Source organism: Streptomyces sp. NPDC034103 (assembly GCF_055575395.1).
In genome coordinates this window covers 477,441-491,142 of the sequence record NZ_JBVISS010000001.1, presented here as the reverse complement: position 1 = coordinate 491,142, position 13,702 = coordinate 477,441, and the positions used below count along the sequence as shown (strand labels likewise).

Sequence of the window (13,702 nt, the reverse complement as noted above, 5' to 3'; positions counted from 1 at the left end):
CGGCGGATGAGAACAGCGGCCTGTCTCACCGCCCGACTGCGGGCACTCGGCGTCGAGAAGGGCATGACAGTGCTGCTGCACTCCTCCTTCCGGGCCGTGGGTCCGGTGCGTGGCGGCGGCGCCGCGGTGCTGCGCGCGTTCCGGGACGCGCTCGGCCCCGAGGGCACCCTCGTGGTGCCCACGTTCACCGAGGGGAATTCGCTGACATCACGGACGTATCTCCGCATGACGCAAGGCCTGACATCACATCAACTTCTGTCCTACCGTGAGCACATGGAGCCCTTCAGCGCGGCTTCTACGCCCTCGCAGGGCATGGGGCGGCTGGCGGAGGAGGTGCGGGTCACTCCGGGAGCCACGCGCAGCACTCACCCGCAGACGTCCTTCGCCGCGCTGGGGCCGGGGGCCACCCGCGTCACGTCCGGCCACGCCCCTGACCGCGCACCGACCGAGGCCCGGTGACCTCGGCCCCGAGATTCGTCACCCTTTCGCGCAGTTCCCGGTCCGCCGTGACGACGAGAATCCGGCGGCCATTCGCTTCGGCCACCAGTTCGACCATTCTGTCGTCCCCGCTGCCCGGCGCCGCCTCCACCCGGACCCCCGGCACGGACTCCACCCCCCGCGCCGCACCCTCGACCACGAGCACGATCTCCACGGGCCCGTCCCGCCCCGGCACCCCGTCCGACGCCAGCCGGTCCCGCAGCCGCTCCGCGGCCCCTCGCCGGTCCCGCCACCACCCGTCGGGCACCGACCCGACGACGTTCGCGGCATCGACGATCACGAGGAGGGGCGCTTCGGAATTCATGGGTCCAGGGTGTCAGCACGGGGGAGTGGGCGTCGACGCCGACGGGGAAGGTGAGTGGGGGGCCGACCAGGCAGGGCTCAAGGACCCCCGCATAGAGTGAACCGGTGAACGGCGACTGGCTCCTCCGCGGCCGAGACGGCCGGCTCAGTGTCTATCTGCCGTCCGGCGAGGCCATATTGTGCCGGGCCGAACTCGCGCCCGGCGGCCCGTGGGAAGCGACGGCGCGCACGGTGGGCGGCGACCAGAAACTGCGCCCCGGGCCCGCGATCGGCCAGGGCGCGGACGGTTACGCCCATCTGGTCTCCTGGCGTCCCACGAAACCCGGTGAGGCGGGGCTCGTGCACTCCACCCACTTCCGGCCACGCCTCGCCGCCCTCGACTGGACCCCGATCGGCCACCCCAACAAGACCGGCGCCCGCACCGGCACCCCCGCCGTCGCGGTCGACGCCCAGGGCCGCGCCCATGTCTTCGTCCGCAACAGGGGCGGCGGGGTGAGCATGGTCGCGCAGAAGGAGAAGGGCGGCTGGGACCCCTGGCGCGACCTCAAGGGCAGCGAGGTCCAGGAGGACCTGGCGGCGGTGACGGGGGAGTCGGGGCGCGTGGAGGTGTACGCGGCCGTCCCCGGCGGCGTCCTTCACTGGCGTCAGGAGAAACCGGGCGCGCAACCGGTCCTCGGGGAGGCGCTGGAGAGCCCGGTCCGCCCGGGCACCCTGCACGCGCTCGCCACGTCCGCCGAACACACCACGCTCTTCTACACCGACGGCTCCGGCGACCTGTGCGCCTGGCGTCCGGGCGGCAAATCCCGCACCCTGCTCCCCTCGGCGGGCCCCGGCCCGGTCTCCGCCGTGCGCTGCGAACTCGACGGCCACGACTGCACGTTGCTCGCCCAGCGCTCCTCCAGCGGCCGCGTGGCCTTCGCCGCGTACCCCACCGAGCAGGAGTCGGCGGGCGCGTGGTGGGCGGAGTCGGGCCCGGCGCTCCCGGCGGACGCGGAGGTGTCACTGACGACGGACGAGAACGGCAGGGTGGTCGCGGCGACCCTCTCCCCGTCGTCCGGCCAACTCCTGCTGACCCGAAGGAAGAACGAGCCGGGCCTGGCATTGGAGGCGTGGCGAGGACTCTAAGGGGCGCGGGGAACTGCGCAATCTTTCAGGGGGTCTGGGGGCGCAGCCCCTAGGGACGGGAAGGGTAGGGGCGGCGGGGGCGAGAAAACGCCTGTGCCGCACGCGAACGCCGGTGCCCCGCACACCGAAACGGCATGCGGGGCACCGGCGTTCACAGCGGAGCGCTACGCGGGGACGCTGGCCACACCCGGCTCCAGGAACCTCTTGCCGTTGACGCGCTCCGAGACACCCTCGCGGTCCAGGTACGGCGTGATGCCGCCCAGGTGGAAGGGCCAGCCGGCGCCCGTGATCAGGCAGAGGTCGATGTCCTGCGCCTCGGCGACGACACCCTCGTCGAGCATGAGCCCGATCTCCTGGGCGACGGCGTCCAGCACCCGGTCCCGCACCTGCTCCTCGGTCAGGACGACATCGCCCTGCTTGAGGAGCGCGGCGACCTCGGGGTCCAGCTCCGGCTTGCCGGAGTCGTAGACGTAGAAGCCGCGCTTGCCCGCCTTGACGACCGCCGCGAGGTTCGGGGAGACCGTGAAGCGGTCCGGGAAGGCCCGGTTCAGGGTCTCGGAGACGTGCAGACCGATCGCGGGACCGACCAGCTCCAGGAGGACGAGCGGAGACATCGGCAGGCCCAGGGGCTCCACCGCCTTCTCCGCCACGGCGACCGGGGTGCCCTCGTCGATGACGTTCTGGATCTCGCCCATGAAGCGGGTGAGGATGCGGTTCACGACGAACGCCGGGGCGTCCTTCGTCAGCACCGCGGTCTTCTTCAGCTTCTTGGCGACGGCGAAGGCCGTGGCCAGGGACGCGTCGTCGGTCTGCTCGCCGCGCACGATCTCCAGGAGCGGGAGGATCGCGACCGGGTTGAAGAAGTGGAAGCCCACGACCCGCTCGGGGTGCTTGAGCTTCGACGCCATCTCCGACACCGACAGCGAGGAGGTGTTGGTGGCGAGGATCGCGTGCGCCGGGGCGACCGCCTCGACCTCCGCGAAGACCTGCTGCTTGACGCCGATCTCCTCGAACACGGCCTCGATGACGAAGTCCGCGTCGGAGAAGCCCTCCGCCTTGTCCAGCACACCGGTGACCAGGGCCTTGAGGCGGTTGGCCTTGTCCTGGTTGATACGGCCCTTGCCGAGCAGCTTGTCGATCTCGGCGTGGACGTAGCCCACACCCTTGTCGACGCGCTCCTGGTCGATGTCGGTCAGCACGACCGGCACCTCCAGGCGGCGCAGGAAGAGCAGCGCGAGCTGGGAGGCCATCAGACCGGCGCCGACGACACCGACCTTGGTGACCGGGCGGGCCAGGTTCTTGTCCGGGGCGCCCGCGGGACGCTTGCCGCGCTTCTGCACCAGGTTGAAGGCGTAGATGCCGGCGCGCAGTTCACCGCCCATGATCAGGTCGGCGAGGGCGAGGTCCTCGGCGTCGTAGCCCTGCTGGAGGTCGCCGTTCTTGGCGGCGGCGATGATGTCCAGGGCGCGGTAGGCGGCCGGGGCGGCCCCGTGCACCTTGGAGTCCGCGATGAAGCGGCCCTTGGCGACGGCCTGGTCCCAGGCCTCGCCGCGGTCGATCGCCGGACGGTCGATGACGATCTCGCCCTTGAGGACGGACGCCGTCCACAGCAGGGACTGCTCCAGGAAGTCCGCGCCCTCGAACAGCGCGTCGGCGATGCCCAGTTCGTAGACCTGGGCGCCCTTGAGCTGCTTGTTCTGGTTGAGGCTGTTCTCGATGATGACCGAGACGGCCTTCTCGGCGCCGATCAGGTTCGGCAGCAGGGTGCAGCCACCCCAGCCGGGGACCAGGCCGAGGAAGACCTCGGGGAGCGAGAAGGCGGGCAGGGCCGCGGACACCGTGCGGTAGGTGCAGTGCAGGCCGACCTCGACGCCACCGCCCATGGCGGCGCCGTTGTAGTACGCGAAGGTCGGGACCGCGATGCCGGCGAGGCGCTTGAAGACCTCGTGGCCGCCCTTGCCGATGGCGAGCGCGTCCTTGTGCTCCTTGAGGAGCTCGACGCCCTTGAGGTCGGCGCCGACCGCGAAGATGAACGGCTTGCCGGTGATGCCGACACCGACGATCTCGCCGGCCGCGGCCTCCTTCTCGACCTGGTCGATGGCGGTGTTGAGGTTCGCCAGCGAGGCCGGGCCGAAGGTGGTCGGCTTGGTGTGGTCGAAGCCGTTGTCCAGCGTGATGAGCGCGAAGCGCCCGGCGCCGAACGGCAGGTCGAGGTGGCGTACGTGCGCGGACGTCACGACCTCGTCGGGGAACAGCTCGGCCGCACCCTTCAGAAGCTCAGCGGTGGTGCTCACTTGTCGCCTCCGGCGTCCTTGTGGTTCGGGTTCTCCCAGATCACCGTGGCGCCCATGCCGAAGCCGACGCACATGGTGGTGAGGCCGTAGCGGACCTCCGGCTGCTCCTCGAACTGGCGGGCGAGCTGCGTCATCAGACGCACGCCCGACGAGGCCAGCGGGTGACCGAAGGCGATGGCGCCGCCGTACTGGTTCACGCGCGCGTCGTCGTCGGCGATGCCGTAGTGCTCCAGGAAGGCCAGCACCTGGACGGCGAAGGCCTCGTTGATCTCGAACAGACCGATGTCGGAGATCGACAGACCCGCCTGGGCGAGGGCCTTCTCGGTGGCCGGGATCGGGCCGTAGCCCATGACCTCCGGCTCCACACCCGCGAAGGAGTAGGAGACCAGGCGCATCTTCACCGGGAGGTCGTTCTCGCGGGCGAAGTCCTCGGAGGCGATGAGCGAGGCGGTGGCACCGTCGTTGAGACCGGCGGCGTTGCCCGCGGTCACGCGGCCGTGGACGCGGAACGGCGTCTTCAGGCCGGTGAGGTTCTCGAGGGTCGTGCCCGGGCGCATCGGCTCATCGGCGGTGACCAGGCCCCAGCCGGTCTCACCGGCCTCCGGGTTCGTGCGGCGCACCGAGATCGGCACCAGGTCGGCCTGGATCTTGCCGTTGGCGTACGCCTTGGCGGCCTTCTCCTGCGAGCGCACGGCGTACTCGTCGGCGCGCTGCTTGGTGATCGTCGGGTACCGGTCGTGCAGGTTCTCGGCGGTCATGCCCATGAACAGGGCGGACTCGTCGACCAGCTTCTCGGAGACGAAGCGCGGGTTGGGGTCGACGCCCTCACCCATGGGGTGGCGGCCCATGTGCTCGACACCACCGGCGATGGCGATGTCGTACGCGCCGAAGGCGACCGAACCGGCGACCGAGGTGACGGCGGTCAGGGCGCCGGCGCACATGCGGTCGATCGAGTAGCCGGGCACCGACTGCGGCAGACCGGCGAGGATGCCGGCCGTGCGGCCGATGGTCAGACCCTGGTCACCGATCTGGGTGGTCGCGGCGATGGCGACCTCGTCGATCTTCTTCGGGTCCAGACCCGGGTTGCGGCGCAGCAGCTCCCGGATCGCCTTCACGACGAGGTCGTCGGCGCGGGTCTCGTGGTAGATGCCCTTCGGGCCCGCCTTGCCGAACGGGGTGCGGACGCCGTCGACGAAGACGACGTCCCTGACGGTACGAGGCACGATGGCTCTCCTCCAGATGCGGGATGGCACTGCTGCACGGCGCAAGCGCAAGCGCTGAGCGCGCGCTCAGGCCCATGCTACTTGTGGGTAACGTAGCTGCACAGTCCTGGAGGGGGGAGCGGCGAAGGTCACACCCGCGGGGGAGCGGTCGAACCGCGCGGGGTGAGCACCGGAGTGGGCACCGGGTGCGAGCCCGGACCGTCCCCCATGATTGCTCCGAACAGGGTACGGGCCACGTCCGCGCCGAATCCGTGCACGTCATGACTCATGGCGGACAGCGTCGGATGCGTGAGCCGGCACAGCTGCGAGTCGTCCCACGCCAGCAGCGACACGTCGTCGGGCACCCGCAACCCCATCTCCGCGGCCACCGACAGCCCCGCCACCGCCATGATGTCGTTGTCGTACACGATCGCGGTCGGCCGGTCCGCCGCGTCCGCCGCCAGCATCGACCGCGTCGCCCGCGCCCCCGCCTCCCCCGAGTAGTCGGTGGTCACCTGCCACGCCCCGGCCAGCTCCAGCGTCCGCGCCGCCTCGTCGAAGGCGGCCGTGCGAGCCGCGGTGTGCCCGAGCGCCGCCGCGCCCCCGACCCGGGCGATCCGCCGGTGCCCGAGCGCCGCCAGATACCGCACCGCCTCGGTCACGGCGGTCGCGTCGTCGGTCCACACGGACGTCAGGCCCCCGGTCAGCGACGGATGCCCTACGCCGACCACGGGCAGCCCCAGTCGCTCCGCCACCCCCACCCGGGGGTCGTCCGGCCGGAAGTCCACGAGGATCGCCCCGCCGATCTGCCGCCCGCGCCACCAGCTCTCCAGCAGCCCGGCCTCCTCCTCCACGTTCCGCACCAGCCGCAGCAGCAACGAGCAGGACCGCTCGGTCAGCACGCTCTCCACACCCGAGATGAACTCCATGTAGAAGGGCTCCAGCCCCAGCAGCCGCGCCGGCCGGCAGATCGCGAGGCCCACCACGTCCACCCGCGACCCGGCGAGCGTCCGCGCGGTGAGGTTCGGCGCCCAGCCCAGCTCCCGCGCGGCCTCGAAGATCCGGTCCCGGGTCGCCTCCGACAGCCCCGGCTTGTGGTTGAACGCGAGCGACACGGCCCCCTTGGACACACCGGCGCGCGCGGCGACGTCCTTGATGGTGACGCGAGGGGCCGGCTGGGCTGTCATCGGCTGGGCTCCAGGCAGTACAGGGCGGATCGGGCGGCGACCGGATCAGGAGTCTTCCAGCCACGGACCCCGATGGTCACCTGTTCGCCCGGCAGCAGCGTGACCAGCCCCCGGTCGGCGGCCGCGTCCGGATCCAGCCGGTCGGCCTGCAACAGCAGATCCCGTACGAGGGTCCGGGCCGTCACCCGGATGCCGCCCGGCACGAGCGCGACGTCGAACTCCGGTCGCGGGTAGGGGATGTCGCGGTCCGCCTCGGGAAAGTGCAGGGCCCGCAGCCCGTCCGCGTCCGCGACGAGGAACTCCTTCGCCCCGACCGGCGCCAGCCCCTTCGGCACCTCGACACGCGCCACCGTCCGCCCTCCGGCGCCGAACTCCACCCTCTCCTCGCCGATCAGCGCCCCCTCGACCGACATCCGCCGCAGCCGCAGTACCCCCGTCCACGCCTCCGGGGCCTGGTTGACGACGGCCACCCGACCCTCCTGGACCGTCAACAGCCGGTCCGCGTACAGCCGCCGCAGCTCGTGGTAGAGCGGCTTCTCCCGTCCGTCTCCGTCGATCGCCGCCCAACTCGTCACCGGCCAGCAGTCGTTGAGCTGCCAGAGCACCGTCCCCGCGCACACCGGCCAGTGCGCGCGCCAGTGCTCGATCCCGGTGGCCACCGCCCGCGCCTGGTTGACCTGGGTGAGGTAGTGCCAGCGGTCGAAGTCGCCCTCGGGGAAGGCGAAATGGCGTTCCAGTCCGCGCCGCAGCTTGCCGTTGCCGTCGTCGGCCTTCTGGTGGTGCAGCATCCCGGGGGAGTCCGCCGCGAGCTCCTCGCCCGGCAGCGCCCGCCGCAAGGTGGCGTACGCGGGCGGCGCCTGCCAGCCGAACTCGGCCATGAACCGCGGCACATCCGCCCGGTAGCGCGCGTAGTCCTCCCGGTTCCACACCTCCCACGAGTGGTGCGTCCCGTGCGCCGGATCGTTCGGATGCCGATCCCAGGACCCGGACCAGGGCGAGCCCGCCGTGTACGGGCGCGTGGGGTCCACCTCGGCCACCACCCGCGGCAGTACGCCCAGGTAGTAGCCCTCCCCCCAGGAGTCCCCGGCGAGGCGCTCCTCCCAGCCCCAGTCCCGGAAACCCCACAGGTTCTCGTTGTTGCCGTTCCACAGCACCAGCGACGGGTGCGGCATCAGCCGTACGACGTTCTCCCGCGCCTCCGCCTCCACCTCGCCCCGCAGCGGCTGCTCCTCCGGATAGGCGGCGCACGCGAACGGGAAGTCCTGCCACACCAGCAGGCCCAACTCGTCGCAGGCGTCGTAGAAGTCGGCGCTCTCGTAGATCCCGCCGCCCCAGACCCGCACGAGGTCCACCCCCGCCCCGGCGGCCTGCGCGAGCCGCTCCCGGTACCGCTCGCGGGTGACACGGGACGGGAAGACGTCGTCCGGGATCCAGTTGACCCCCCGAGCGAAGAGCCGCGTGCCGTTGACGACGAAGGTGAACCCGGTGCCGTGCTCGTCCGCCGACCGGTCCAGCTCGACCGTGCGGAAGCCGATCCGCCGCCGCCACACGTCGAGCACGGCGTCCCCGTGCAGCAGCGTCACCTCCACGTCGTACAGCGGCTGGTCCCCGTACCCGCGCGGCCACCACAGGGCCACGTCCGGCACGTCGAGCCGTACGACCCCGCTCGCCCCGTCGACCGCGGCGCGCACCCGCACCCCACCCACGGTGGCCACCACGTCGAGCGGTGCCTCGACCCGGGTCCGCTCGACGTCGACCGCCAACTCCGCGACACCCAGGCTGTGTTCGACATCAACGGTGACCAGCGGTCGCACCCGGGCGATCCGGGCCGTCGACCAGTGCTCCAGACGGGCCGGCCGCCAGATCCCGGCCGTCACCAGCGTCGGCCCCCAGTCCCAGCCGAAGGAACAGGCCATCTTGCGGATGTACTGGAAGGGCTCGTCGTACGCGGCAGGCCGCTCCCCGAGCCTCCCGCGCACCGCCTCGGCCTCGGCGTAGGCGGAGGCGAACCGCACCGAGAGCCGCCCCTCCAGACCGGTCACGTCGAAGCGGTAGGAGCGGTGCATGTTCCGAGTGCGCCCCAGCAGCCGTCCGTCCAGCCGGACTTCGGCGGCCGTGTCGAGCCCCTCGAAGACCAGGTCGGTCTGCTCGTGCCCCGCGGCACCCGGCGCGGCGCGCAGATCCGTCTCGTACGTCCACTCCCGCCGCCCCACCCACGCCACCTCGGTCTCGTTCCGCCCGAGAAAGGGGTCCGGGATCACCCCGGCCGCCAGCAGATCGGTGTGGACGCAGCCCGGCACGGCGGCCGGGAGCGCGGCCCGGTCGTGCAGCAGGGTCCAGCCCTCGGTGAGCGGTGTGGCCTGAAGCATGTACGCACTCCCTAAACCGATCAAGTCCAGTGCTGCGGACACTTTTTGGCATCGTTGGCGGGATAGGGACTTTACCGGTTAAGACAACGCTGTCAGAGTTCCGAACCAGCCAACCCGCACGTGCTCGTCCGTCCCAGGAACGTCCCGAACGGAGCTGATGCACATGAACCGTCGTCACACCCTCGTCCTGGCCGTGGGCGCCGCCCTGCTGGCCGCCGGCTGCACCGGCACGGGAGGCACCACCAAGGGCGCGGACGCCGAGGCGCCCGACGACCCGGCGAAGGTCACCGGAACCATCAAGGTCCTCACCGTGCGCACCGACCTGATCCAGGACGGCACGCTGAAGCGGTACGCCGCCGAGTTCAACAAGACCTATCCGAAGGTCAAGGTCGAGTTCGAAGGGCTCACGAACTACGAGTCCGAGGTCAAGATCCGGATGAACACCAAGAACTACGGCGACGTCCTGCTGATCCCGGCCGTCATCAAGAAGGCGGACTACCCGAAGTTCTTCGCCTCGCTCGGCACCGCGGCGGAGCGCGGCAAGAAGTACCGCTTCACCGACGTCACCACCGTCGACGGCAAGGTCTACGGACAGAGCCCGAACGGCGTGAGCCCCGGCTTCATCTACAACAAGCGGGTCTGGAAGGAGGCCGGGATCACCCAATGGCCCACCACCCCGGCCGAGTTCCTCGCCGACCTCAAGGCCATCAAGGGCAGGACCGACGCGATCCCGTACTACACCAACTTCTCGGCCGGCTGGACGCTCAGTGCCTGGACGGCGGTCAACGGCTCGGTCCACTGCGACCCGAGGGCGACCGACAAGCTCGCCGCGGGCGACCCCTGGGCCGAGGGCGCCGACCTGCGCGTCGGCGACACCCTGCTGCACGACATGGTCAAGCAGAAACTCGTCGAGAAGGACCCGACGACCAGCAACTGGGAGGAGTCCAAGGCCCGCACCGCCAAGGGCGAGATCGCCACCCAGTGGCTCGGCACCTGGGCGATCGTCCAGTTCCGGGACGCCGCGAAGAAGGCGGGCGCCGACCCCGACGACATCGGCTTCATGCCCTTCCCCGCCCAGGTCGACGGGAAGTTCTGCGCGGTGATCGGCCCCGACTACAACCAGGGCATCAACGTCCACTCCCCGCACAAGGAGGCGGCCCGCGCCTGGGTCGACTGGTTCACCGACAAGTCCACCTACGGACAGGACAACCTGGCGATCTCCCCGCTCAAGGCCGCCCCGCTGCCCGACGTGATGAAGCCGTACGAGGAGCAGGGCGTGAAGTTCATCGAGCTGGACGACGCCAAGGGCGCCGAGGTCAAGCAGCTCGACAGTGACTCGGAGGTCGGCATCTACGCCCCCGAGTACCGCCAGAACCTCGTCGACCTCGCCCGGGGCGCGCGCAAGGGCAGCCTCGACGACTTCTTCGCCGACCTCAGCGAGCGCTGGGCCGACGCCCGGAAGAACCAGGGGTCCTGATGACACAGACGACCCGGAAGGCGGCCGTGGAGGTGACCGCGGCCGCCCCCGTCCCGGCCCCCGCCCCACGCCGGACCCGTGCGGGGCGCGGTGTGGCCCCCTGGCTCTTCCTCCTCGCCCCGCTCACCCTGCTGATCACCTTCACCTACGCGCCGATCGCCAACATGCTGGCGTACAGCCTCACCGACTGGGACGGCGTGAGCCCCGAACTGCACTACACGGGCGCCGGGAACTACGAGGAGATCTTCACCCGTCCCGAACTCTTCGAGGTGTTCTGGGTCAGCGGCTACTACCTGGCCGCCTCCGCCCTCCAGATCGTCGCCGCGCTCTACTTCGCGACGGTCCTGAGCTTCAACGTCCGCTTCCGGAACTTCTTCAAGGGCGTGCTCTTCTTCCCGTACCTGATCAACGGGGTGGCGATCGGCTTCGTCTTCCTCTACTTCTTCCAGGACGGCGGCACCCTCGACTCGGTCCTGAGCCTCTTCGGCGTCCACTCCGACCACGCCTGGCTCGGCACCCCGGTCTCCGCCAACACCTCGCTGGCCGGAGTCTCGATGTGGCGCTATCTCGGCCTGAACTTCGTGCTGTTCCTGGGCGCGATCCAGTCGATCCCGGGGGAGCTGTACGAGGCGGCCGAGCTGGACGGCGCGAACCGCTGGCACCAGTTCCGCTACATCATCGCGCCGGGCATCAAACCGGTGCTGACCCTGACCGTGATCCTGTCGATCTCCGGCTCGCTGTCGGCCTTCGAGATCCCGTACATCATGACCGGCGGCGCGACCGGCACCGAGACCTTCGTGATCCAGACGGTCAACCTCGCCTTCCGCTTCAACAAGACGGGCCTGGCCTCGGCGGCCGCGGTGGTGCTGCTGCTGGTCATCCTGCTGGTGACCTGGATCCAGCGGCGCCTGGTCCCCGACGACAAGGTGGACCTCGTATGACCCGCCACGCGGTCTCCCGCGCCCTCGTGTACCTGTCCCTGGTCGCCGCGACCGTGGTGGTCCTGCTCCCGCTGGTCGTCGTCCTGCTGACCTCCCTGAAGTCGGAGCAGGAGATGGCGAACGCGAGCGGTGCGCTGAGCCTGCCCGACAACCCGCTGAACCTCGGCAACTACGCCTCGGCGTTCCGGGACGGCGAGATGCTCCAGGCCTTCGCCAACACGGCGATCATCCTGGTGGTGTCGATCGGCGGCACGGTCCTCATCGGCTCGATGACGGCGTACGCCATCGACCGCTTCACCTTCCGCTTCCGCAGGCTGGTGGTGGCGCTCTTCCTGATCGCGGCCCTGGTCCCCGGTGTGACGACCCAGGTGGCGACCTTCCAGATCGTCAACAGCTTCGGCCTGTTCGACACCCTGTGGGCGCCGATCGCGCTCTACATGGGCACGGACATCGTCTCGATCTACATCTTCCTGCAGTTCGTACGGTCCATCCCGATCTCCCTGGACGAGTCGGCCCGTCTCGACGGGGCCAACACCTTCACGATCTACTGGAAGATCATCTTTCCACTGCTGAAGCCGGCGATCGCCACCGTGGTGATCGTGAAGGGGATCACCGTCTACAACGACTTCTACATCCCCTTCCTCTACATGCCGTCCGAAGATCTTGGCGTGATCTCGACGTCGCTGTTCCGCTTCCGGGGCCCCTACGCGGCCCACTGGGAGGTGATCTCGGCGGGCGCGGTCCTGGTGATCCTCCCGACGCTGATCGTCTTCCTGAGCTTGCAGCGCTTCATCTACAACGGCTTCACGCGAGGAGCGACCCGATAGCGAGCCCTCACGGTGACGCGATGAGAGCCCTCACGTGACGCGGTGAGAGCCCTCACGCGGACAACGCGCTCACCAGCACCGGGGTGACCAGCTCCACCTGCCAGGGCCGGGCCCCGTACCCCGCGAGCGCGGCGCCCACCGACTCGGCGTCCACCGTCTGCGGCGGCTCCCAGCAGACCCGTCGCACGGTGTCCGGCGTGATGAGGTTCTCCTGCGGCATGGTGAGCCGCTCCGCCAGCGCGGAGACACCGGCGCGCGCCGCCGACAGCCGGGCCGCGGCGGCGGGGTCCTTGTCGGCCCACGCGCGGGGCGGGGGCGGCCCGGTGAGCTGCTGTCCGGGCGCGGGCAACTGCGCCTCGGCCAGCTCCTTGGCCCGGTCCACGGCCGCCTGCCACTGCTCCAGCTGACGCCTGCCCATCCGCTGCCCGAAGCCGTTCAGCGCGGCCAGCGCGTGCGTGTTCGCCGGAAGCGACAGCGCGGCCTCCACGATCGCCGCGTCGGAGAGCACCTTGCCCGGCGACACGTCCCGCCGCTGGGCGATCCGGTCCCGGGTCTGCCACAGCTCCCGCACCACGGCCAGCTGTCGGCGCCGCCGCACCTTGTGCATGCCGGAGGTCCGGCGCCAGGGGTCCTTGCGCGGCTCCGGCGGCGGGGCCGAGGCGATGGCGTCGAACTCCTGCCGCGCCCACTCCAGCTTCCCCTGCCGGTCCAGCTCCTTCTCCAGCGCGTCCCGGAGGTCGACGAGGAGCTCCACGTCCAGCGCGGCGTAACGCAGCCACGGGTCGGGCAGCGGCCGGGTCGACCAGTCGACGGCGGAGTGCCCCTTCTCCAGGACGAAGCCGAGGACGCCCTCGACCATCGCGCCGAGCCCGACCCGGGGGAACCCGGCGAGCCGTCCGGCGAGCTCGGTGTCGAACAGGGAGGTGGGGATCATGCCTATCTCGCGCAGGCACGGCAGGTCCTGGGTGGCGGCGTGCAGCACCCACTCGACGCCGGACAGCGCCTCGCCGAGGCCGGAGAGGTCGGGGCAGGCCACGGGGTCGATCAGCGCGGTCCCGGCGCCCTCGCGCCGCAGCTGGACGAGGTAGGCGCGCTGTCCGTAGCGGTAGCCGGACGCCCGTTCGGCGTCGACGGCCACCGGGCCGGAGCCGGCCGCGAAGGCGGCGATCACCCGGGCGAGCGTGTCCTCGTCGGTGATCACGGGCGGGACGCCCTCGCGCGGTTCGAGCAAAGGAGTCGGCTCAGGACCCGGCTCGGGGCCGGGCTCGAGAGCGGGCTCGAGATCAGGCGCCCCCGCAACAGAAGATCCGCCGTCGTCCGGAGGGGCGCCTCCGGTGGTTCGCAGTGGGCTGTCTGCTGCGGTCTCTTGGGCGTCGGTCACCTGTCAAGGGTATCTGTGGATGGACAGCGCCCGCCGACGGAACGTTCCGTCGGCGGGCGCTTGAGGGTCGTAAACCAGTCAGGTCGGTGAATCCGCGG

General features: G+C 70.8%; 11 protein-coding genes. 5 read left to right on the top strand and 6 right to left on the bottom strand.

Annotation, left to right across the window (positions count from 1 at the left end):
- Window positions 1-6: 6 nt before the first annotated feature.
- A complete protein-coding gene (locus tag ACZ56U_RS02170; RefSeq protein WP_469082103.1) occupies window positions 7-459 on the top strand; it encodes an AAC(3) family N-acetyltransferase in 453 nt (150 codons plus the stop codon).
- Here the strand turns inward: ACZ56U_RS02170 and ACZ56U_RS02165 are convergent.
- Complete coding sequence (locus ACZ56U_RS02165; RefSeq protein WP_469082102.1) at window positions 413-802, bottom strand: PIN domain-containing protein; 390 nt, start codon at window positions 800-802, stop codon at window positions 413-415. The genes ACZ56U_RS02170 and ACZ56U_RS02165 overlap by 47 nt on opposite strands.
- Before the next feature lie 104 nt (window positions 803-906).
- Between ACZ56U_RS02165 and ACZ56U_RS02160 the strand changes: the two genes are divergently transcribed.
- Window positions 907-1,926, top strand: coding sequence for a hypothetical protein (locus tag ACZ56U_RS02160; RefSeq protein WP_469082101.1), 1,020 nt, complete (start codon window positions 907-909; stop codon window positions 1,924-1,926).
- A gap of 164 nt (window positions 1,927-2,090) precedes the next feature.
- Here ACZ56U_RS02160 and ACZ56U_RS02155 read toward each other — a convergent pair whose 3' ends face one another.
- The 4 genes from ACZ56U_RS02155 to ACZ56U_RS02140 all read right to left on the bottom strand — a co-directional run bounded on the left by ACZ56U_RS02155 (window position 2,091) and on the right by ACZ56U_RS02140 (window position 8,978).
- Window positions 2,091-4,220: a 3-hydroxyacyl-CoA dehydrogenase NAD-binding domain-containing protein gene (locus tag ACZ56U_RS02155; RefSeq protein ID WP_469082100.1), complete on the bottom strand. Its 2,130-nt coding sequence runs from the start codon at window positions 4,218-4,220 to the stop codon at window positions 2,091-2,093.
- The gene (locus ACZ56U_RS02150) at window positions 4,217-5,443 is read right to left on the bottom strand and encodes a thiolase family protein (protein WP_391233813.1); all 1,227 of its coding nucleotides are present in this window, start codon (window positions 5,441-5,443) and stop codon (window positions 4,217-4,219) included. Before ACZ56U_RS02150 ends, ACZ56U_RS02155 begins: the two co-directional genes overlap by 4 nt.
- Before the next feature lie 128 nt (window positions 5,444-5,571).
- Window positions 5,572-6,609, bottom strand: a complete 1,038-nt coding sequence (locus ACZ56U_RS02145) for a LacI family DNA-binding transcriptional regulator (protein ID WP_469082099.1) — start codon at window positions 6,607-6,609, stop codon at window positions 5,572-5,574.
- Window positions 6,606-8,978: a glycoside hydrolase family 2 protein gene (locus tag ACZ56U_RS02140; RefSeq protein WP_469082098.1), complete on the bottom strand. Its 2,373-nt coding sequence runs from the start codon at window positions 8,976-8,978 to the stop codon at window positions 6,606-6,608. The genes ACZ56U_RS02145 and ACZ56U_RS02140 overlap by 4 nt, the downstream gene beginning before the upstream one ends.
- 163 nt (window positions 8,979-9,141) lie before the next feature.
- On the opposite strand from ACZ56U_RS02140, the gene ACZ56U_RS02135 reads away from it, so the two are divergent.
- From ACZ56U_RS02135 to ACZ56U_RS02125, 3 genes are read left to right on the top strand one after another with little or no spacing between them, the layout of a single operon-like run.
- Window positions 9,142-10,455 carry an ABC transporter substrate-binding protein gene (locus tag ACZ56U_RS02135; protein WP_469082097.1) on the top strand — a complete coding sequence of 438 codons (1,314 nt, stop codon included), beginning with the start codon at window positions 9,142-9,144 and terminating at the stop codon, window positions 10,453-10,455.
- Entirely contained in the window at window positions 10,455-11,396 is a 942-nt protein-coding gene (locus ACZ56U_RS02130; RefSeq protein ID WP_469082096.1) for a carbohydrate ABC transporter permease, read from the top strand. The genes ACZ56U_RS02135 and ACZ56U_RS02130 overlap by 1 nt, the downstream gene beginning before the upstream one ends.
- Window positions 11,393-12,223: a carbohydrate ABC transporter permease gene (locus ACZ56U_RS02125; RefSeq protein WP_469082095.1), complete on the top strand. Its 831-nt coding sequence runs from the start codon at window positions 11,393-11,395 to the stop codon at window positions 12,221-12,223. Before ACZ56U_RS02130 ends, ACZ56U_RS02125 begins: the two co-directional genes overlap by 4 nt.
- 52 nt (window positions 12,224-12,275) lie before the next feature.
- Here ACZ56U_RS02125 and ACZ56U_RS02120 read toward each other — a convergent pair whose 3' ends face one another.
- The gene (locus tag ACZ56U_RS02120) at window positions 12,276-13,604 is read right to left on the bottom strand and encodes a ribonuclease D (protein ID WP_469082094.1); all 1,329 of its coding nucleotides are present in this window, start codon (window positions 13,602-13,604) and stop codon (window positions 12,276-12,278) included.
- Between the last annotated feature and the right edge of the window lie 98 nt (window positions 13,605-13,702).